The following is a 16,650-nucleotide window of genomic DNA, read 5'->3' on the forward strand; positions in this document are numbered from 1 at the left end:
ATGGGATTTTTTTATTGTAGTGAGATTCGTTCGCCTTGTGTGGGAAAAATATAGTGGAGCTGTAAAGGATTGTTCTCCTTTAATTCTTGTTTGATCTGTTCAATTTGATTGCCCGAGGGTTTTAAATGAGTAACGATGATCGTCAAGTCTTTTAAATTTTCAAGCTTAGCATACTGAGCAAGTTTACTCAACTCTTCGGTCAGTAACTTCGGCGTTAGATGACCAAATAACAAATGCTCAGGTTGACTATTTGGAAAAGAGACCTCTATTAAAATAGTTTTTAAATTTTTATTTTGAACAAGAGGGGCAATGTACTCCCATATTGTCGTTAAATGATTGGTTTTTTCAATTCGATCTGCTCCTGTATCTCCAAAGTAGAGTACATAATCGCTGTTATTTCTCAATAGAATGGCTGAACTCTTTTGTGGACTCACGTGACTTAACTCAAAAATTTCTGCAGAAAAAGTGGTGTTGTCAATAGGAAAAGAATGGAAGGGCTTCACTTTTGCATAGGTGTACTTTCCTAATATAGGAGATTCTCCCTCATTACCGAAATTGGCCCAAGAGGCATTAGTGAAATAGTTTTGCTTAAAAATATCCGAAACAAATGGCAACGAATAAATGGGCTTGGCAGAATCTTCTGGTGAATTGATAATTAAACCTGAAAGGTGATCCAAATGACCATGTGAAATAAAGTATCCTTTGATGTACTGTTGTAGCACAGTTTCAAACGAAACATCAAACGTACCTTTTTCAATCGCTTTGTTTATGCCACTTCTTAGCGTTCCAGCATCTAGCGCTATATAAGAATTGCTGTTTTCTACTCCTAGTAAATAACAAGATAAATTGCTCTCATCGCCACCACCATATACTCCGAGTGGAATTATTTCTAGGTTTTGCGCTAGTAGCGTAGAGGTGCTGTAAAGTAAAAATGCGGAAAGGGTTAAAAAGAACTTCTTCATTATAGATGTATTTGTTGCAAAAGTACGGATAATCGAAGTAGAGGTTATCAATATTTTATTTTTTTAGAAAAGTGAAAAGTTAACTAATCGCTTGATAACGGTTTAGTAATGGATTAATAATCTATAGATTCTTCTTGGACTATACCTTTGACTGGAATAAAGAATAGAAGAATGAATTTAAAGGATAAATGGATTAACGATCACTTCGAGTTGTATTGGGATGAATTGTATAGTTATTCTTGTAATATTGTTCGCGATCATCAGTTAGCAGAAGACGTGGTACAAGAGGTTTTTGTACAGATCTGGAATAATTTTAATCAATTATCTATTTTGGACGCAAAGTCATACCTTATGAAGAGCGTTCGAAATCGAAGTATTTTGGCCCTTAAAACAGTCGATTTTGATACAATCCAATTGGAAACAGTCTATCACACTTTAACGCAGAATGAAAACTTATCTGCGGAAGAACAAGGGTATTACAAGGAAGAATTAGTAGATTTCATCTTTGCTAAAGCCAAAGAAGTACTCCCTAAACGCTGTTTGGAAGTATTTCAATTGAGATATGGTAGCCACCTTAGTTATAAACAGATTGCAGAACAATTGAGTATTTCTGAAAGTACCGTAGACAAGCAAATTCACAAAGCAATTAAAAATTTAAAAATAAACTTACCTTATTCTATTGATTTGCTAGTAGTATTACTGATCATATGCCAGTAAATAGCACTAGTGTATAAAGCCGAAACTAGTAATGTTATCTAATTGTTAAGAATTAAAAGGAGGGATGGGGAGAATGAGCAAAGACTCACTCTTAGTTATAGAAACCCAGAAGACCTATGATTAAAAAGTTTAGACAACTTTGCGATAAGTATTTAAATCAAACTGCTTCACCTTCGGAAAGAAAGGTAGTAGATGATTTTATCCAAACCTTGCAAGAACAACCATTCGTTAAGCGCAATCAGGTAAAAGATGATACGCAGTTGAAACAGCGAATGTACAGTAGAATTAAATTTACTACTGGAATTAAAAAACGACAACAAAAGCGAAAGCAACAAGCCTTATTGGTAGTAACGCTCTTTGTGCTGCTTATCAGTGGTATAGGGGTGTCTGTTGATTTCTTCCTTCCAAACAATAAGCAATATGCAGTTGCTTTAGGTGAGAAAACGCAATCTATTCAACTAGATGATACTACAACAGTTGTGTTAACGCCAGGTTCTAAACTAGTGGTTTCCAAAGAATTTAATACGGTTAATCGACAAGTACAGTTAGAAGGAGAGGCGTTTTTTAATGTCGCTCGAAATGAAGCAAAACCTTTTATCGTTCAAACAAATCAAGTTGCTGTAGCCGTATTGGGTACTTCTTTTTTGGTAAATGATCATGAAGTTGTAGTGAAAACGGGGAAAGTAGTGGTGGAAAACCAGCAAAAAATCCAAACAGATAAAGTCTGGCTTACCGCACATGAAAAAGTGTCCTTTTCGAACGGGGAATTTAAGAAGTCTTTAGTGGATGTTCTTTCTTTATATTCCAGTTATAAAGGAGCACTCGTTATGCATGAAATACCTTTATTAACCTGGAAAAAAATAATTGAAGAAGAGTTTAATGTTGTAATTCAAATCGAAGATCTACCGCAAACTGAACTTTATACAACGGGAGATTTTAGATTTACTTCACTTCAAGATATTTTACATAGTTTTTGCTTTATCCATCAGGTAAAGTACACGGTTTCGGGCTCCCATATACACGTTGAAAAATAGTTGTAGAAATGAAGAGGCTAAAAGGGACGTATCTTAAAATGTGTTTTGTATTGGGGGTAGTGACTTTCGGTCACTTGAATCTTTTTGCTTTTTATGTACCCATTCAAATGGAGAAAATAAAAGACGTGCTTGTGTTTCAAAGTAAAGTAAACAGTTTAGCCACCATTTTTAACTCCATAGAGGAACAAACCAAATTTAGAGTGGTGTATTCTCTTGAAGCGATAGATACTTCTTTAATGATTCACTTGACTTCGAAACACATTAAATTAATTGATTTGTTGAATCAAATTGAAAGAGAAAAAGAAATGGACTATAGTCTCAGTGGCAATCTCATTTCTTTTAAAAATAGATTTCATTCTAAAGAAGGAAAAAACAATGCTGTTTTTTTGGAACAAATCCATAACATTCAAGGAAATGTCCAAGATACACAAGGAAATCCTTTAGCCTATACTGTCGTGCGTCTTCTCCATTCAACTATCTGGAGTTTAACGGATGAGCAAGGAAATTTTACCCTACAACTAGAGGAAGGAAGAAAGAACCCTGTATTGTCTGTTGCATTAGTAGGGTATGAAAGTAAAGAGATACAAATAACAAAAACCAATAGTCAACAGCTTTTTATTCAGTTGAACAAGGAAAATAAAAGTCTAGAGGAAATTATCATTACAGGCTATTCAAACCAAGTAAAGGCAGATTATACAGGTTCGGCTGTACAAATATTGGGCAATCAGTTTCAAGACTTACCTCAGGCGGATATAGTCGATATGTTGAAAGGAAAAGCGACTGGGGTTCAGGTGTTTAGTGAAAATAGTCCTGGTGGAGGTAACTCCTTAGCCATACGAGGTTTAAATACAATGAATACCAATGATCCTCTTATTTTGATCGATGGCGTTCCTCTAGTCAATGGGTTGAATACAATTAACCCGAATGATATAGAGACAATTTTAATTTTAAAAGATGCGGAAGCTTCTATTTATGGATCTCGAGCCGCTAATGGTGTGTTGTTAATCACAACGAAAAAAGCCAATCAAACTGGTGAAATTGTTTTGGAGGTAAACAGTTATGGCGGAATTCAATACGCTGTTAATCTACCTAAAATGCTAAATGCGAAAGAATATGGACAGATGTTGTGGCAGGCGTATCGAAATGATGGTGTTCTACCCAATCATAGCATTTATGGAAATAACCCACAACAGAGTAGCATTCCGGAATATTTGACCGCTGATCGCAGTATTCGAAGTGCGGATGTCAATTGGGTAAAAGAAATTTTTACTCCCGCACGTATTCAGTCGCATAGCTTCTCTATTTCCAAAGGGGATACCTTAGCTCAACAGCGGTTTGGATTGGGGTATTTTGAACAAAAGGGTATCCTCAAAGATACGTACTTTAAACGCCTAAATGCGCGATATAACTCAAGTTATCATCTGTTAGATACCCATCTTACGGTGGGAGAAAATTTCAATATATCCTACGCAGAACAAGTGGAAATAGGTACAAACAAGGCACTAAACTCAATTGTTTATGACGCTTATATGTATCCATCAATTATTCCTATTTATAACGAAAAAGGAAACTTTTCGGGAAATCCAATTAATGATAGACAAAACCCTTTAGGCAGATTGTACCGAAATAAAGATAATAAACGCAAAGAAATTCGCGCTGTAGGTAATCTTTTTGCTCAAGCCACTTATGCAGATTTTACATTTCGAACTTCTTTGGGATTGGACTTTCTCAATATCAATAGCAAGCGCTTTGACACCACATTTGATGAATTATTTGTTCAACAGGCCGTCAATACTTTGGCAACGGAAAATAGATACAATTATCAATGGGTATTCAGTAATACATTAAATTTCAAACGTCGCATGAGAAAACACGATGTTCAAGTAGTGGTTGGGCAGGAAGCGATACAGTATTATTATGAAGGTCTATCTGCTTCTCGAGATAATTTTTTACAAGAAGATGGTACCCATTGGTTTTTGGATTATGGTACAGAGAATCAATTGAATTCGGGAAATGCGTACCAATGGAACTTGAATTCTTATTTCGCCAAAGTCAATTATGCGTTCAATCGAAAGTATATATTTACTGCCTTAGTTAGACGAGATGGCACTTCTCGCTTAAAAAACTACCGATGGAGTAATTTTCCCGCACTTGCTGTCGGCTGGAAGGTCAATGAAGAAAACTTTTGGCCCTCAACAATCAAAAATAACAAACTCATGCTTAAGTTGAATTGGGGAATTAGTGGTAATCAACAGGTTCCAACGTATTCAACGGTGCAAAGTTTTAGCCATAATAACTATAATTCGAATTATGATATTGAAGGATCGCAATATACATCCACAACAGGTTTAGTTTCTACACGGGTGGCAAATGCTGATTTGCGTTGGGAGTCCACTCGTCAAATTGATGCAGGTATAGAAGCAACTTTTTTTGAAGATAAGCTCCAAATTGCGGTCGATTACTACACCAAAAAAACAAAAGACCTCTTAGTTTATCGCTCTTTACCTTTGACTTTTGGCGGTGCTCATAAAGGATAATGGATCAATGATGGGGCTGTAGAAAATAAGGGAGTCGAAATGACCATTGCATATCGCAATTCGTATCGTGAATTAGACTACGGCATCTCCTTGGCTTTTACAAGTAATAAAAATAAATTAACCCGTTTGCAATCCACTTCTTATTTGTCTATTCCTAGTTCGTCTTTACACGATGTTAATTTTGGACAAGAAGTATCGCGTACAAGAGTAGGACATCCAATTGGTGCTTTTTATGGTTACGTCTCCACAGGCATTTTTCAGAACCAAACGCAAATAGATGCTTATGGATTACAACCCAATGCTCAACCAGGGGATCTAATCTTTCGGGATTACAATAAAGACGGAGTGATAGACCATGAGGATAGAACACAAATAGGATCACCACATCCTAAATTTACAGCTAGTTTAAATTTAAATTTCACGTATAAAAACTTTGATTTACAGTTGTTTTGGATTGCTAGTTATGGCAATGATATTTATAATCTAACCAAATATCAGTCGCACTTTTTTAATCAAGAGGCCTATAATAAATCCGCTCATGTATTAGACGCATGGACGCCTGAGAATACGAATACGTCAATTCCCCGACTGACAAGGGACGACCCCAATAACAATATTCGACCTTCTTCTTACTATATCGAAGACGGTTCTTTTCTCAAATTGAGTACTGTACAATTGACGTATACTTTTTCTAATAAAAAGGAAAAGAAAGCGAAGTTTAGCGCTTTCCTACAACTTAGTAATGTCTTTACGCTTACCCGATATAGCGGATTAAGTCCTGAAGTCGGATTTCAAAATTATACCAGTAACAACAGAAGCTTAGATCTAGGGGTTGACCGAGGACTATATCCTCCAGCTCAAACAATGTCCCTTGGATTTACAATACGATATTAACGATGAATAAACCTGTTTTTTTACTTTTAAAAGTAGTGGCTTACAGCTTCTTAGTTGTTTTTTTTACTGCTTGTTCAGGAGATTTTTTAGACGAATCGCCTAAAGGACAAATTAGCCCTGATCAAATGGCTACAGAAGAAAATATAGAGAAAATGATTATTGCTGCTTATCAATTACTCAATGGACAGATGGACAATTCTTCTAATGCCATGAATTCACCTGCTTCAAATTGGAGTTTTGGAGATGTGGTTTCGGATGATGCCTATAAAGGAGGAGGTGGAACGGGAGATCAGGCGCAGATTCACCGAATGGAATTATATCAAACTGACCCAACTATTGTCGATGTTGAAAGAAAGTGGAGTGTACTATATGAAGGGATTCATCGGGTAAATAGCGCGTTGCGCTTGTTGAATCAAGTAAAGGATATGGAGGATACATTAAAGGAAAGAAGAAAAGGAGAATTGTTCTTTCTAAGGGGACATTACTACTTCGAATTAAAACGCCTCTATAATCAAATCCCTTATATTGATGAGACTGTAGTTGAGATTGATGCATTTTATGTTTCTAATGTAGTGTATGGGTCAGAAGAACTCTGGGAAAAAATCGCAATGGATTTTGAGCGGGCGAGTGAGCGTCTTCCTGTTGTACAAAAAGAAGTAGGAAGACCTACAGAAACAGCAGCCTTAGCATATGCAACTAAAGTGAGACTCTATCAAGGAAAATGGAACGACGTGCTCCAATTGTCTCAACGTGTACTGGATAGCTCTTTTGGCTTGTATGAAGATTTTGAAGAACTCTTTTTGCCTGAAAATGACAATAATAAAGAGGTTCTTTTTGCCGTCCAACACGCAATTAATGAGGGTAGTTTTAAAAATTACAACGGCAGTGTGGGAGATCGACTTGCTGCACCTGGTGGACCCTTTTATCCGCAATATGGTTTTCATCGCCCTTCGCAAAATTTAGTTAATGCATTTAGAACAGATGAGATGGGATTGCCAATGGGAGGAAATGTTGACCTTACAGAAGAGGATTATGTGGATCCTCGATTGGATCATACCATTGGAAGACCTGGTATCCCTTATCGAGATTTGGGTATCGTCTATCAAGCCAGTTGGGCAAGAGATGAAGCTACTTACGGACCTTACGCTCCTAAAAAGAGAATCGTATCGGCCAACTCCCCTTACTATAGCAAAACCTGGCCGTATGTGTCCGCGTTGAATTATTACGTCATTCGCTATGCAGAAGTTTTACTGTGGCGAGCTGAAGCACTTGTTGAGGTTGGTGATCTTGCACAAGCTCAGGTACTTGTTAATCAAATTCGAAACCGAGCAAAAAATAGTAGATACGTAAAAAAGATAGCAGAGGCAGCCTTTGCTGCTAACTATAAAATAGAACCTTATTCCCAACCGTGGAAAACGATAGATGAAGCAAAAAATGCTGTTCGATTAGAATCGCGCTTGGAATTAGCCTTAGAAGGGGAGCGATTTTTTAATCTCGTGCGATGGGGCATTGCCGCTGAGGTCATCAATACACAGTATTTACCTAAAGAAAAGAAAAAGAGGAATTTTTTAACTAATGCTTATTTCCAAGAAGGGAAAAATGAATATTTCCCAATTCCACAGCGCTATATCGATGGCGCAGGCCCAATTAAAATAGTACAAAACCCAAATTATTAAATATGAGAAAATTCATGTTGCTCCTGGTTGGTTTAACCTGGGGTGCGACCAGTTCCGCTCAAGAGCACCACACCAACGAAACTGTTGAACGATTAAAGGAAAGTAACTTTTATTTTTTTAATCAAATACTGAAAAATAAAACGGTATCTGCTCAACTCAAAAAGAATAAAGAGCTAAGCAAATGGACAGCGAGCCAAAGGGAAGCGCTAATTCAACACGAAAACCTGAAAGAAATACAAGAAGCAAGTCAAGTGGTAGCCCCTTATCTTTTTTCTACTGAAACAATCGATATGATTGTTAAAGCGTTCAACCTTTCACAAGATCAAACGGGTATTCAAACGCTAATTCAAGAAGTTAAACGTTCAGGTAAATATGCTAATTATGAAACATTAACGGATAGAGCGTTTCTCGAACAGGTGCTTCGGTTAAACTTAGAGGGGTTGAATCATACCCTAGCTGTATATGGAAAAGGGAGCGATCCTTACTATCCAAAAATTGATGCAGTATCCTATGACGTGAATTCTAATTACTACCAACGAACCTTGTTGTATTGGTCAAGTCATTTGATGAAAAATGATCCAGTAGATCCCTTGTTTTTTGAGCGATCATTGAATTATGCATTGTATTTAATGTATGCGAATCATCGAGATGAAGGGGTGCGCTACGAACCTTTAGATGAAAAATACAACGCAGCAGCACAAGCATATGCGCAAGAAGTAAATTTTAAGGAATACCCCTACAATGCTTTGATCGTATTAGGAGATGGACCAAGCAATTATCGCGATCCTTTATCTGCCTTAGGAAAGCTCAATTTAGAAATTGCCGTTGCTCAATATAAACAAAACAAAGCTCCTTTCATTATTGTATCAGGAGGTCATGTTCATCCCAATCGAACTGCAACCTGTGAAGCTATAGTAATGAAAGATGAATTGATGCGTATTTATGGTATTCCTGAAAAAGCCATTATTGTCGAACCTTATGCCAGACATACTACAACAAATCTTCGCAATGCAACACGCTTGATGTTGAGGTACGGATTTGATCTCACACAAAAAAGCATGATTGTAAGCCATTATAATCATATTCGAATGATCTACGACGATAAATTTAAGAAGCGCTTTATAAGAGAACTCGGCTATTTACCTGGAGAATTCATCGAAATAGAACAAGGAGAACTATTAGAATATTATCCTGTAAAAGTAATGACACACATCAATCCATTAGAACCTTTAGATCCGTAAAAAATTAATAGCAATCAAAAACTAAAATTCAATTCAAATGAAACAAAAGTTGTTTTTATTATTATCCTTAGTCAATCTTGCTTTTTTGGCAAGTTGTTCAACCTCAGATGAGAATAAGGAAACAAATCCTCAGCCTAAGACGATTGAGCATCTGAGAAAAGTAGTCCTGTCTTCCGACTTGAAATTTGGCCCTACCTCAATTACAGGTGTTGTGGTAAATGATCCTGCTCAGGGAAATACGGAACACAACTATCTTGTGGTACAAGATAAAATAGCTAAAGCAGCTGTTGTTTTAGAACTCACCAATGCTGTGCGATACAAAGTAGGAGAAGTAGTAGAAATTAACCTTGAGGGAGCTACTTTACAAGAAGTTGAGGGAGAAAAAATTGTGAAGAATATTTCAGGAGTACACGTAAAAACAACAGGAGAAAAAGTGGTTTTATCGCCTTTACCTGTTGATTTATCTACATTAAAAAAAGAAGTACAATACTGGGGACCTATACTCGTCATGCTAGATGATGTTAGGCTAGATCCCAAAGGAAGCACCACTTGGTTAGGCAGCCATGAAATAAGTGATGGTATTACCACAGCTAAACTAGAAGTGCGAAAAGAAGCTCAATTTGCAGATCAAGCCATTGCAAACAAATTAGCAACTGTTGTGGCTTTAGCGCGAGTGGGTCTAGGAGAACTTCGATTAATGCCGAGGTCATTAGAGGATATGGCATTGAAGATTTCTGAACTAAAAGAAGATTTTGAACAAAGCTCGAGTAGCTCTTATGATGTCAAAAGTTTAGTTTTTAGAACTGGAGAATGGACCATCGATGGAGGAATTACGGCAACAACAGAGGCCGATTTAAAAAATGGGGCGCAGTCTATCCGATTACAAGGTCATGCAACAAATGAATTGAGAAAAGGAATTCTAAGTATGAACTTCGATTTAGAAGAAGAGGTACAGACGATTAAGATCCATCATGGTATTTATCCTGCAAAAGCAGAGGTGAATAATGAAAATCCAACCGTTTTGCGTGTTGAAGTTTCTGTAGATCAAGGAGCTACTTATCAAGCTGTTGGGGAATTTGAAGTAGATACAAAAGCAGATATTTTAAAAGTAGCTGAATTCAAAATTGACGAAAATAAAAAAGGGAAAATGAGATTTAGAATTGTTAATATTTCTCAACCTTTTGAAAATGGAAATCGACCACGTGTAAATATAGATGATATTATATTCGGATTCTAAGCTGAAAAAAATGAAAAAACTTACCTATATAAAGCATATCGTTTTTACTTTATTTCTTCTGCTCTTAACGAGTGGATATGCACAAGTACAAGTAGTTTCCATCAACGGAAAAGTAGAAGCTTCAGATGGTCATTTGCCTGGAGCAATGGTTAAGGACCTGGTTTCTTCTAAAACAGTAGTTACGGATCTAGAAGGACGTTTTACAATTTCTACATCAACCAAACAAGGTTGGTTAGAGATTTCGATGTATGGGTATAGTACCCAAAAAGTTGCCTTTGAAGAAGGAAAAGAACTACATGTTTTCTTACAAGAGGAAAATCAACAGTTAGAGGAGGTGGTAGTCGTAGCTTATGGAGAGCAGAAAAAAGAAAACCTAACTGGCGCAGTGGACCAGATTAAAGGAAGTGAGCTAGAAAATAGACCATTGCCGAATGCTGCCCTTGGGTTGCAAGGATTGGTGGCAAATTTGAATATCGCTCCCACAGATGGTAAACCTACGCAATCGCCCCGTTTCAATATTCGAGGAGCTACTTCGATTGGACAAGGAGGGAGTGCGTTAGTATTGATTGATGGGGTAGAAGGAAATCCTGCACTTTTAAATGCCAATGATATCGAAAGTGTTTCTGTATTAAAGGATGCTGCTTCAGCTGCTATTTATGGAGCAAGAGGGGCTTTTGGTGTGGTATTAATCACAACGAAAAAACCAAAAAAAGATCATTTTGTGATTTCGTATAACCAGAATATGAGTTTTAAGAAACCAACGCGAATTCCCGATTTTGTAACGGATAGTTATACCTGGGCTTCTATGTTTAATGAGGCTTTCGCTAGTTGGAATAACTACAGTAGTACGCCGCAAAATGTAAATAAAACCATGCCGTTTTCTCAAGAGTATTTGCAGGAACTGGAAAGAAGATCTAAAGATCCTAATGCACCCAAAGTGGAAATAGACCCCTTAACAGGCGAATATATCTACTATGACAGTACCGATTGGCAAAAATTACTCTATAAAGATCAAACCTATGCTCTAACACATAATTTGTATTTGTCAAGTGGTACAGATAAAAGTCAATTTTCGTTAAGTGGTCAAATTATCGACCAAAAGGGAATGTTTCGCTACAATTCAGACGATTACAAAATGTATAATTTTAGAGGAGTCGCAAGTTCAAAGTTAAAATCGTGGTTGGATGTTTCTAATACCTTTTCGTTTGCAAAAACAGAATACCACAATCCTTTGAATATAGGAGAAGCAGGAGGAATTTGGCGAAATATGGTAGCAGAAGGTCATCCAATGAGTCCAATGTTAAATCCCGATGGTACGCTAACCCATTCGGCCGCTTATACAGTAGGAGATTTTTACTATGGTAAAAATGGCATGGACAAAAACAATAAACTATTCAAGAACACCACGAGTTTTAAAGCGAGTGTACTAGCAGAAACACTAAGTGTGAATGCGGATTTTACGTATCAAATGATGATCGATGAAGAAACGAGAAGAAGAGTTCCCGTTCCTTATAGTAAAGCTCCTGGGGTTATTCAATATTTAGGAGCTAGTACAAATGACTACCGTGTGATGAATCGCAATACGGAGTTTCTAACGTCCAATTTCTATGTAAAGTATAAACATCAATTGAACAAACACAATTTCAATGTCTTAGCAGGACTGAATCAAGAGATGTCCACATTCAAAAGTACAGGTTCTCAACGCAATGGCTTGTTGTTTGATGAGGCGAATGATCTAAATTTAGCCACAGGCGAATCGATGATTGTGTCTGGTGGTTATGAAAGATGGACGGTATTAGGGGGTTTTTATCGCTTTACTTACGATTACGATAATCGTTATTTGCTTGAACTTAACGGGCGATATGATGGTTCTTCTAAATTTCCTTCCAATGAGCGTTTCGCTTTCTTCCCATCTGTATCTGCTGGATGGAATATATCCAATGAACCTTTTTGGACTATCTCCCCTCAATATATTAGTTTGTTGAAAGTAAGAGGATCATATGGAGCCCTAGGAAATGGTAATATTCGTTCTTATTCTTTTGTTGAACAATTGGCAATTAATAGAGAATTGAGAATCTTAAATGGAGAATTAACGAATTATACTTCTGCTCCAGGTGTAATTCCAAAAGGATTAACCTGGGAAACTGTGACCACTCAAAACGTCGGGTTGGATGTCAATTTTTTAAATAATCGCTTGACCTTTAGCGGAGATGTTTACGCGAGAACTACGAAAGATATGTTCACTTTAGGACCTGAACTTCCTGCTGTTTTTGGATCAAGTTCACCAAAAGGAAACTATGCAGACTTACGTACTAAAGGGTGGGAAATCACAGTAAACTGGAGAGACCAATTTACTGTTTTAGCAAAACCCTTCAAATACAATGTGCGATTTACGTTAGCAGATAATACGACTAAAATCTTAAAATACAACAACCCAACACAGAAGTTAAATGACTATTATGAAGGACAACGTCTCGGTGAAATATGGGGGTATGTAACAGATGGTTTCTTTACGTCAGAAGACCAGATTAAAGGATCGGCTAATCAAGATCTTTTTAGCTCAACAGCACAAGGAGTTTGGAGACCTGGAGATATTAAGTTCGTAGACCTAAATAACGATGGGGTCATTGATAATGGAGATAATACCGTAAGTAATCCTGGAGATCGAAAGGTGATAGGAAACGCTTTACCGCGTTATACTTTTGGTTTACAAGTATCAGGTGATTGGAATAATTTCTTCTTCTCAGCATTTTTCCAAGGAGTTGGAAAACAAGACTGGTACCCAAGCAAAGGCGCCAACTCCTTCTGGGGGCAATACAATGCTCCTTATGGACACCCACTACAATCACAATTAGATGATATCTGGACGGAAGAAAATCCAAATGCTTATTTTCCTCGTTATACGGGATATTTAGCTTGGTCTGATTCGGGAACTTTACGCCAAACACAAACCAAATATTTGCAAAATGTAGCCTATATACGCTTGAAGAATATTCAGTTGGGATATGATTTAGCTCCATTACTCCCTAAGCACTTAGGAGTAGAAACACTTCAACTTTATGTGTCAGGAGAAAATTTATTTACGTATTCTCCTTTCTATAAACGCTCTAGTGCAATAGATGTTGAAAATATTGGATCTTCTGATCAAGATGTTGCAAATACAAACTATGGAGATGGATTCAATTACCCAATCTTAAAGAGTCTCTCCTTTGGAATTAATATTAGTTTCTAAAATTAAGTAGTATGTCAAAAGTAAATTATTTTTATATTTTTTTGTTTCTGTGCTGCATCAGTTGTTCAGAATTAGATCAAGACCCTGTGTCAACGGTGAGTAGTGAGGCCGTATTTAACAGTGAGAAAGGATTGGAGCTATACGCAAAATCCTTCTATCAAATATTGCCTACGACCAATGAAATTCTCCGTGGTGATAATATGGCAGACTTCATTGTGCGAAAAGATGTACCTAACTTCTTTAGACCTGGTGCCTTTGGACCTAAACAATCTTCTGGATGGACCTGGGGACAATTGAGAAATGTCAATTATTTTTTGGAACACAATACCTCTAGTCAAATCGATCCAGAGACGAAAAATCACTACAACGGAATTGCTCGCTTTTTTAGAGCCTTATTTTATTTTGAAAAAGTCAAACGATTTGGAGATGTTCCTTGGATTAATAAAACGCTAGATGTAAATGATCCATTACTATACGGTACAAGAGATTCAAGAGTAGTGGTCATAGATTCAGTCATGAAAGATCTAGATTATGCAATCAATCATATTAAAACAACAAAAGACGCGACAAAGACTTTGATTACTAAGGAGGTAGCTGCTGCTTTTAAGGCGAGAATAGCCTTGTTTGAAGGAACCTATAGAAAGTACCACACAGAACTAAATCTAACTGGTACTGCGGATCAATTGTTACATCAAGCCGTGAAAGCATCCGAATTAGTCATGGAGAGTGGTGTATATAATTTAAATACAAAGTCAGAACAACCGTACCGCGATTTATTTATTAGTGATCAACCCAATAACGAAGAATTTGTATTGGTCAACGCTTATGATAAAGAATTAGGCGTGTTACACGATGCAAACTGGTACTATACAAGTGCTTCCTATGGAGATCGAATTAGTTTTACCCGTAGTTTTATTCATACATTTTTAAATCGTGATGGAACTGCTTTTACGGCTAATCAATCCTACAAGACCAAAAGCTTTGTAGAAGAAATCGAAAATAGAGACGGACGTTTAGCTCAACTAATTCGCACTAAAGGATACCAAAGAAATGTGGGAGGGAATTTGACGTTAACGCCTCCGGTATTTAGCTATACCTACAGCGGATATCAACCTATTAAATGGGTGAAAGACGATGTGTTCTATGACAGTGGGCGAAATAATGATAATGTGGTTCCTATCATGCGATATGCTGAGGTATTGTTAAATTATGCAGAGGCTCTTGCAGAATTGAACGCAATGTCTGAAGAACAATGGCAAAATACTATTGGAAAATTAAGAGCGAGAGCGGGAATTCAAAACAGTGACCACAAGCCTCAAATCGTGGATCCTTATCTACAACAAACTTTTTATGCCCAAGTTTCAGATCCCGTTTTGTTGGAAGTAAGAAGAGAACGTGCCATCGAATTAGCGTTAGAAGGATTTCGATTTGACGATGTAGTTCGATGGAAAATGGGACAACTATACGAAAAAGGAAGAAATGGAATGTATGTCAAACAACTAGATGAACCTTTAGACTTGAATAGTGATGGTGTTTTGGATGTCGTATTTTTTATCGGCAAACCTAAAGACCAAATTCCAGGTGTACAATACGTCAATGTCGACCCAAGTAAAGGTGGGTTGCGCCTGTCAGAAACAACACATGGGGAATTAGAATGGTTGTGGAATGACCCAATACAATGGGAGGATAAATTTTATCTATACCCAATCCCAGAAAAAGATTTATTAATGAATAGTAATTTAAAACAGAATCCAGGATGGTAAGAGTTAAAACAGCAATTAATCGAATAGCGGGTGTAGCTATCTTAATGTTTACATTGGCTTGTAATTCAAGTGACAATGGAATAGTAAAAGAAAAAGATAAAGAACAAGAGCATCAAGACGATCAAACGGGGCAAAAAGATACACTTACATTGATGAGTTATAATATTCACATTGCTAATCCACCTTCAAAAGGAGATGGTTTTGTAGATTTAGATGCTATTGCTGCAATAATTAGGGAGGAGAATCCTGATGTAGTTTTACTACAAGAAGTAGATCGATTTACAGATCGTTCAGGAAAAACAAGTGATCAAGCGTTGGTATTAGGAGAGAAAACAAATATGAATTATTACTTTGCTAAAGCATTGAATCGATCGAATGGTGAATATGGGGTGGCGGTTTTGACTAAAAAAGAACAAAAATTAGCCGTTAAACATAGCCTTCCAGGTGCAGAAGGAACTAAATCTGAATTGAGAACTATTGGATTAGTAGAAATTGAACTAGCCCCTGAAAAAAGCATATACGTGGCTTCTACCCATATTGATCATTTAGAAGACAGAAGTAAACAAGTGCAATTAAGAGAAATGATGAATTTCTTAACTCCATATAATGCGAAACCTATTATTATAGGAGCAGATTTAAATATGCCACCTACTCATCAATTGTGGAATTCTTTATCTACTATGTTTCAGATGGGATGTATAGGAACTTGTCCCTTAACTGCACCTGCTAGTAAACCGAGAACGACGATTGATTATTTGATGATGAATGAAAAAGCACAAGAACAATTTAAGGTTATTGACTATTACACTGTAAAAGATGATTACGCTTCTGATCACTTCCCAGTAGTGATGAAAGTAGAATACACAAAGTAATGATATATAAAGGAAGAAGAGGAGCAATTGAGTTCCTCTTCTTTTTTGATGGTATAAAGCTTGTCGATACAAAGAAATCTTGTTCCTCGGATACCCTTTGCTTGGTCTTTTTGTGACTCTCGTTCTTAGAGAGTCAAGTGTAGCTCCACGGTGAATCCATACTGGCTCTATTAAAAACACGGTTTTAATGGACTCATCATGGACTCACTATGGACTCACTATGGACTCATCCACTAGGAGGTGAGTTGATGAGGGGGGGAGGAGATGAGGAGGTGAATCTTGTAAAGTTGTGTCGATTGTCATGATCAAAAAAACAATCTTCTCATCATGGTATTCTTTCTTAAATCGAAAAAGACCATCACAAACCTCACAATCCTTTCAAAAAATCTTCTCCCTTAACTTCAATCCTACTAGTGAGTTGCGCTTAAACTGAAAAATACTTTTCAAAAAAGGCGATAAATAATTTGGAAGTGGTGAAAAAGGTA

The 16,650-nt window shown here is 36.9% G+C and carries 11 protein-coding genes; 10 read left to right on the forward strand and 1 reads right to left on the reverse strand.

The features are described 5' to 3' along the window. Window positions 1–11: 11 nt before the first annotated feature. Window positions 12–962 carry a 3',5'-cyclic-nucleotide phosphodiesterase gene (locus tag ACPDG9_RS13180; RefSeq protein ID WP_430528184.1) on the reverse strand — a complete coding sequence of 317 codons (951 nt, stop codon included), beginning with the start codon at window positions 960–962 and terminating at the stop codon, window positions 12–14. Between the two features lie 171 nt (window positions 963–1,133). Here ACPDG9_RS13180 and ACPDG9_RS13185 point away from each other — a divergent pair, with 171 nt between their 5' ends. The 10 genes from ACPDG9_RS13185 to ACPDG9_RS13230 all read left to right on the forward strand — a co-directional run bounded on the left by ACPDG9_RS13185 (window position 1,134) and on the right by ACPDG9_RS13230 (window position 16,165). Continuing rightward, window positions 1,134–1,679 (forward strand): RNA polymerase sigma factor, encoded by a 546-nt coding sequence (locus ACPDG9_RS13185; protein ID WP_430528185.1) that lies wholly within the window; start codon window positions 1,134–1,136, stop codon window positions 1,677–1,679. A gap of 116 nt (window positions 1,680–1,795) precedes the next feature. Further along, a complete protein-coding gene (locus ACPDG9_RS13190) occupies window positions 1,796–2,713 on the forward strand; it encodes a FecR family protein (protein WP_430528186.1) in 918 nt (305 codons plus the stop codon). Between the two features lie 8 nt (window positions 2,714–2,721). Then, on the forward strand, window positions 2,722–5,250 hold the full coding sequence (locus ACPDG9_RS13195; RefSeq protein ID WP_430528187.1) for a SusC/RagA family TonB-linked outer membrane protein: 2,529 nt from the start codon (window positions 2,722–2,724) through the stop codon (window positions 5,248–5,250). A gap of 39 nt (window positions 5,251–5,289) precedes the next feature. Continuing rightward, window positions 5,290–6,144: a hypothetical protein gene (locus tag ACPDG9_RS13200; protein ID WP_430528188.1), complete on the forward strand. Its 855-nt coding sequence runs from the start codon at window positions 5,290–5,292 to the stop codon at window positions 6,142–6,144. Between the two features lie 2 nt (window positions 6,145–6,146). Further along, entirely contained in the window at window positions 6,147–7,820 is a 1,674-nt protein-coding gene (locus ACPDG9_RS13205; RefSeq protein WP_430528189.1) for a RagB/SusD family nutrient uptake outer membrane protein, read from the forward strand. Window positions 7,821–7,822: 2 nt separating this feature from the next. Then, a complete protein-coding gene (locus ACPDG9_RS13210; RefSeq protein WP_430528190.1) occupies window positions 7,823–9,061 on the forward strand; it encodes a YdcF family protein in 1,239 nt (412 codons plus the stop codon). A 37-nt stretch (window positions 9,062–9,098) separates the two neighbouring features. Beyond that, entirely contained in the window at window positions 9,099–10,298 is a 1,200-nt protein-coding gene (locus ACPDG9_RS13215) for a DUF5689 domain-containing protein (RefSeq protein WP_430528191.1), read from the forward strand. A gap of 10 nt (window positions 10,299–10,308) precedes the next feature. Then, the gene (locus ACPDG9_RS13220; protein WP_430528192.1) at window positions 10,309–13,530 is read left to right on the forward strand and encodes a SusC/RagA family TonB-linked outer membrane protein; all 3,222 of its coding nucleotides are present in this window, start codon (window positions 10,309–10,311) and stop codon (window positions 13,528–13,530) included. A gap of 11 nt (window positions 13,531–13,541) precedes the next feature. Beyond that, the gene (locus ACPDG9_RS13225; protein WP_430528193.1) at window positions 13,542–15,293 is read left to right on the forward strand and encodes a RagB/SusD family nutrient uptake outer membrane protein; all 1,752 of its coding nucleotides are present in this window, start codon (window positions 13,542–13,544) and stop codon (window positions 15,291–15,293) included. Beyond that, window positions 15,287–16,165 carry an endonuclease/exonuclease/phosphatase family protein gene (locus ACPDG9_RS13230; protein ID WP_430528194.1) on the forward strand — a complete coding sequence of 293 codons (879 nt, stop codon included), beginning with the start codon at window positions 15,287–15,289 and terminating at the stop codon, window positions 16,163–16,165. Before ACPDG9_RS13225 ends, ACPDG9_RS13230 begins: the two co-directional genes overlap by 7 nt. The last annotated feature ends 485 nt before the right edge of the window (window positions 16,166–16,650 follow it).

It is taken from the genome of Myroides sp. C6-3 (assembly GCF_050522425.1).
Lineage (GTDB): Bacteria > Bacteroidota > Bacteroidia > Flavobacteriales > Flavobacteriaceae > Flavobacterium.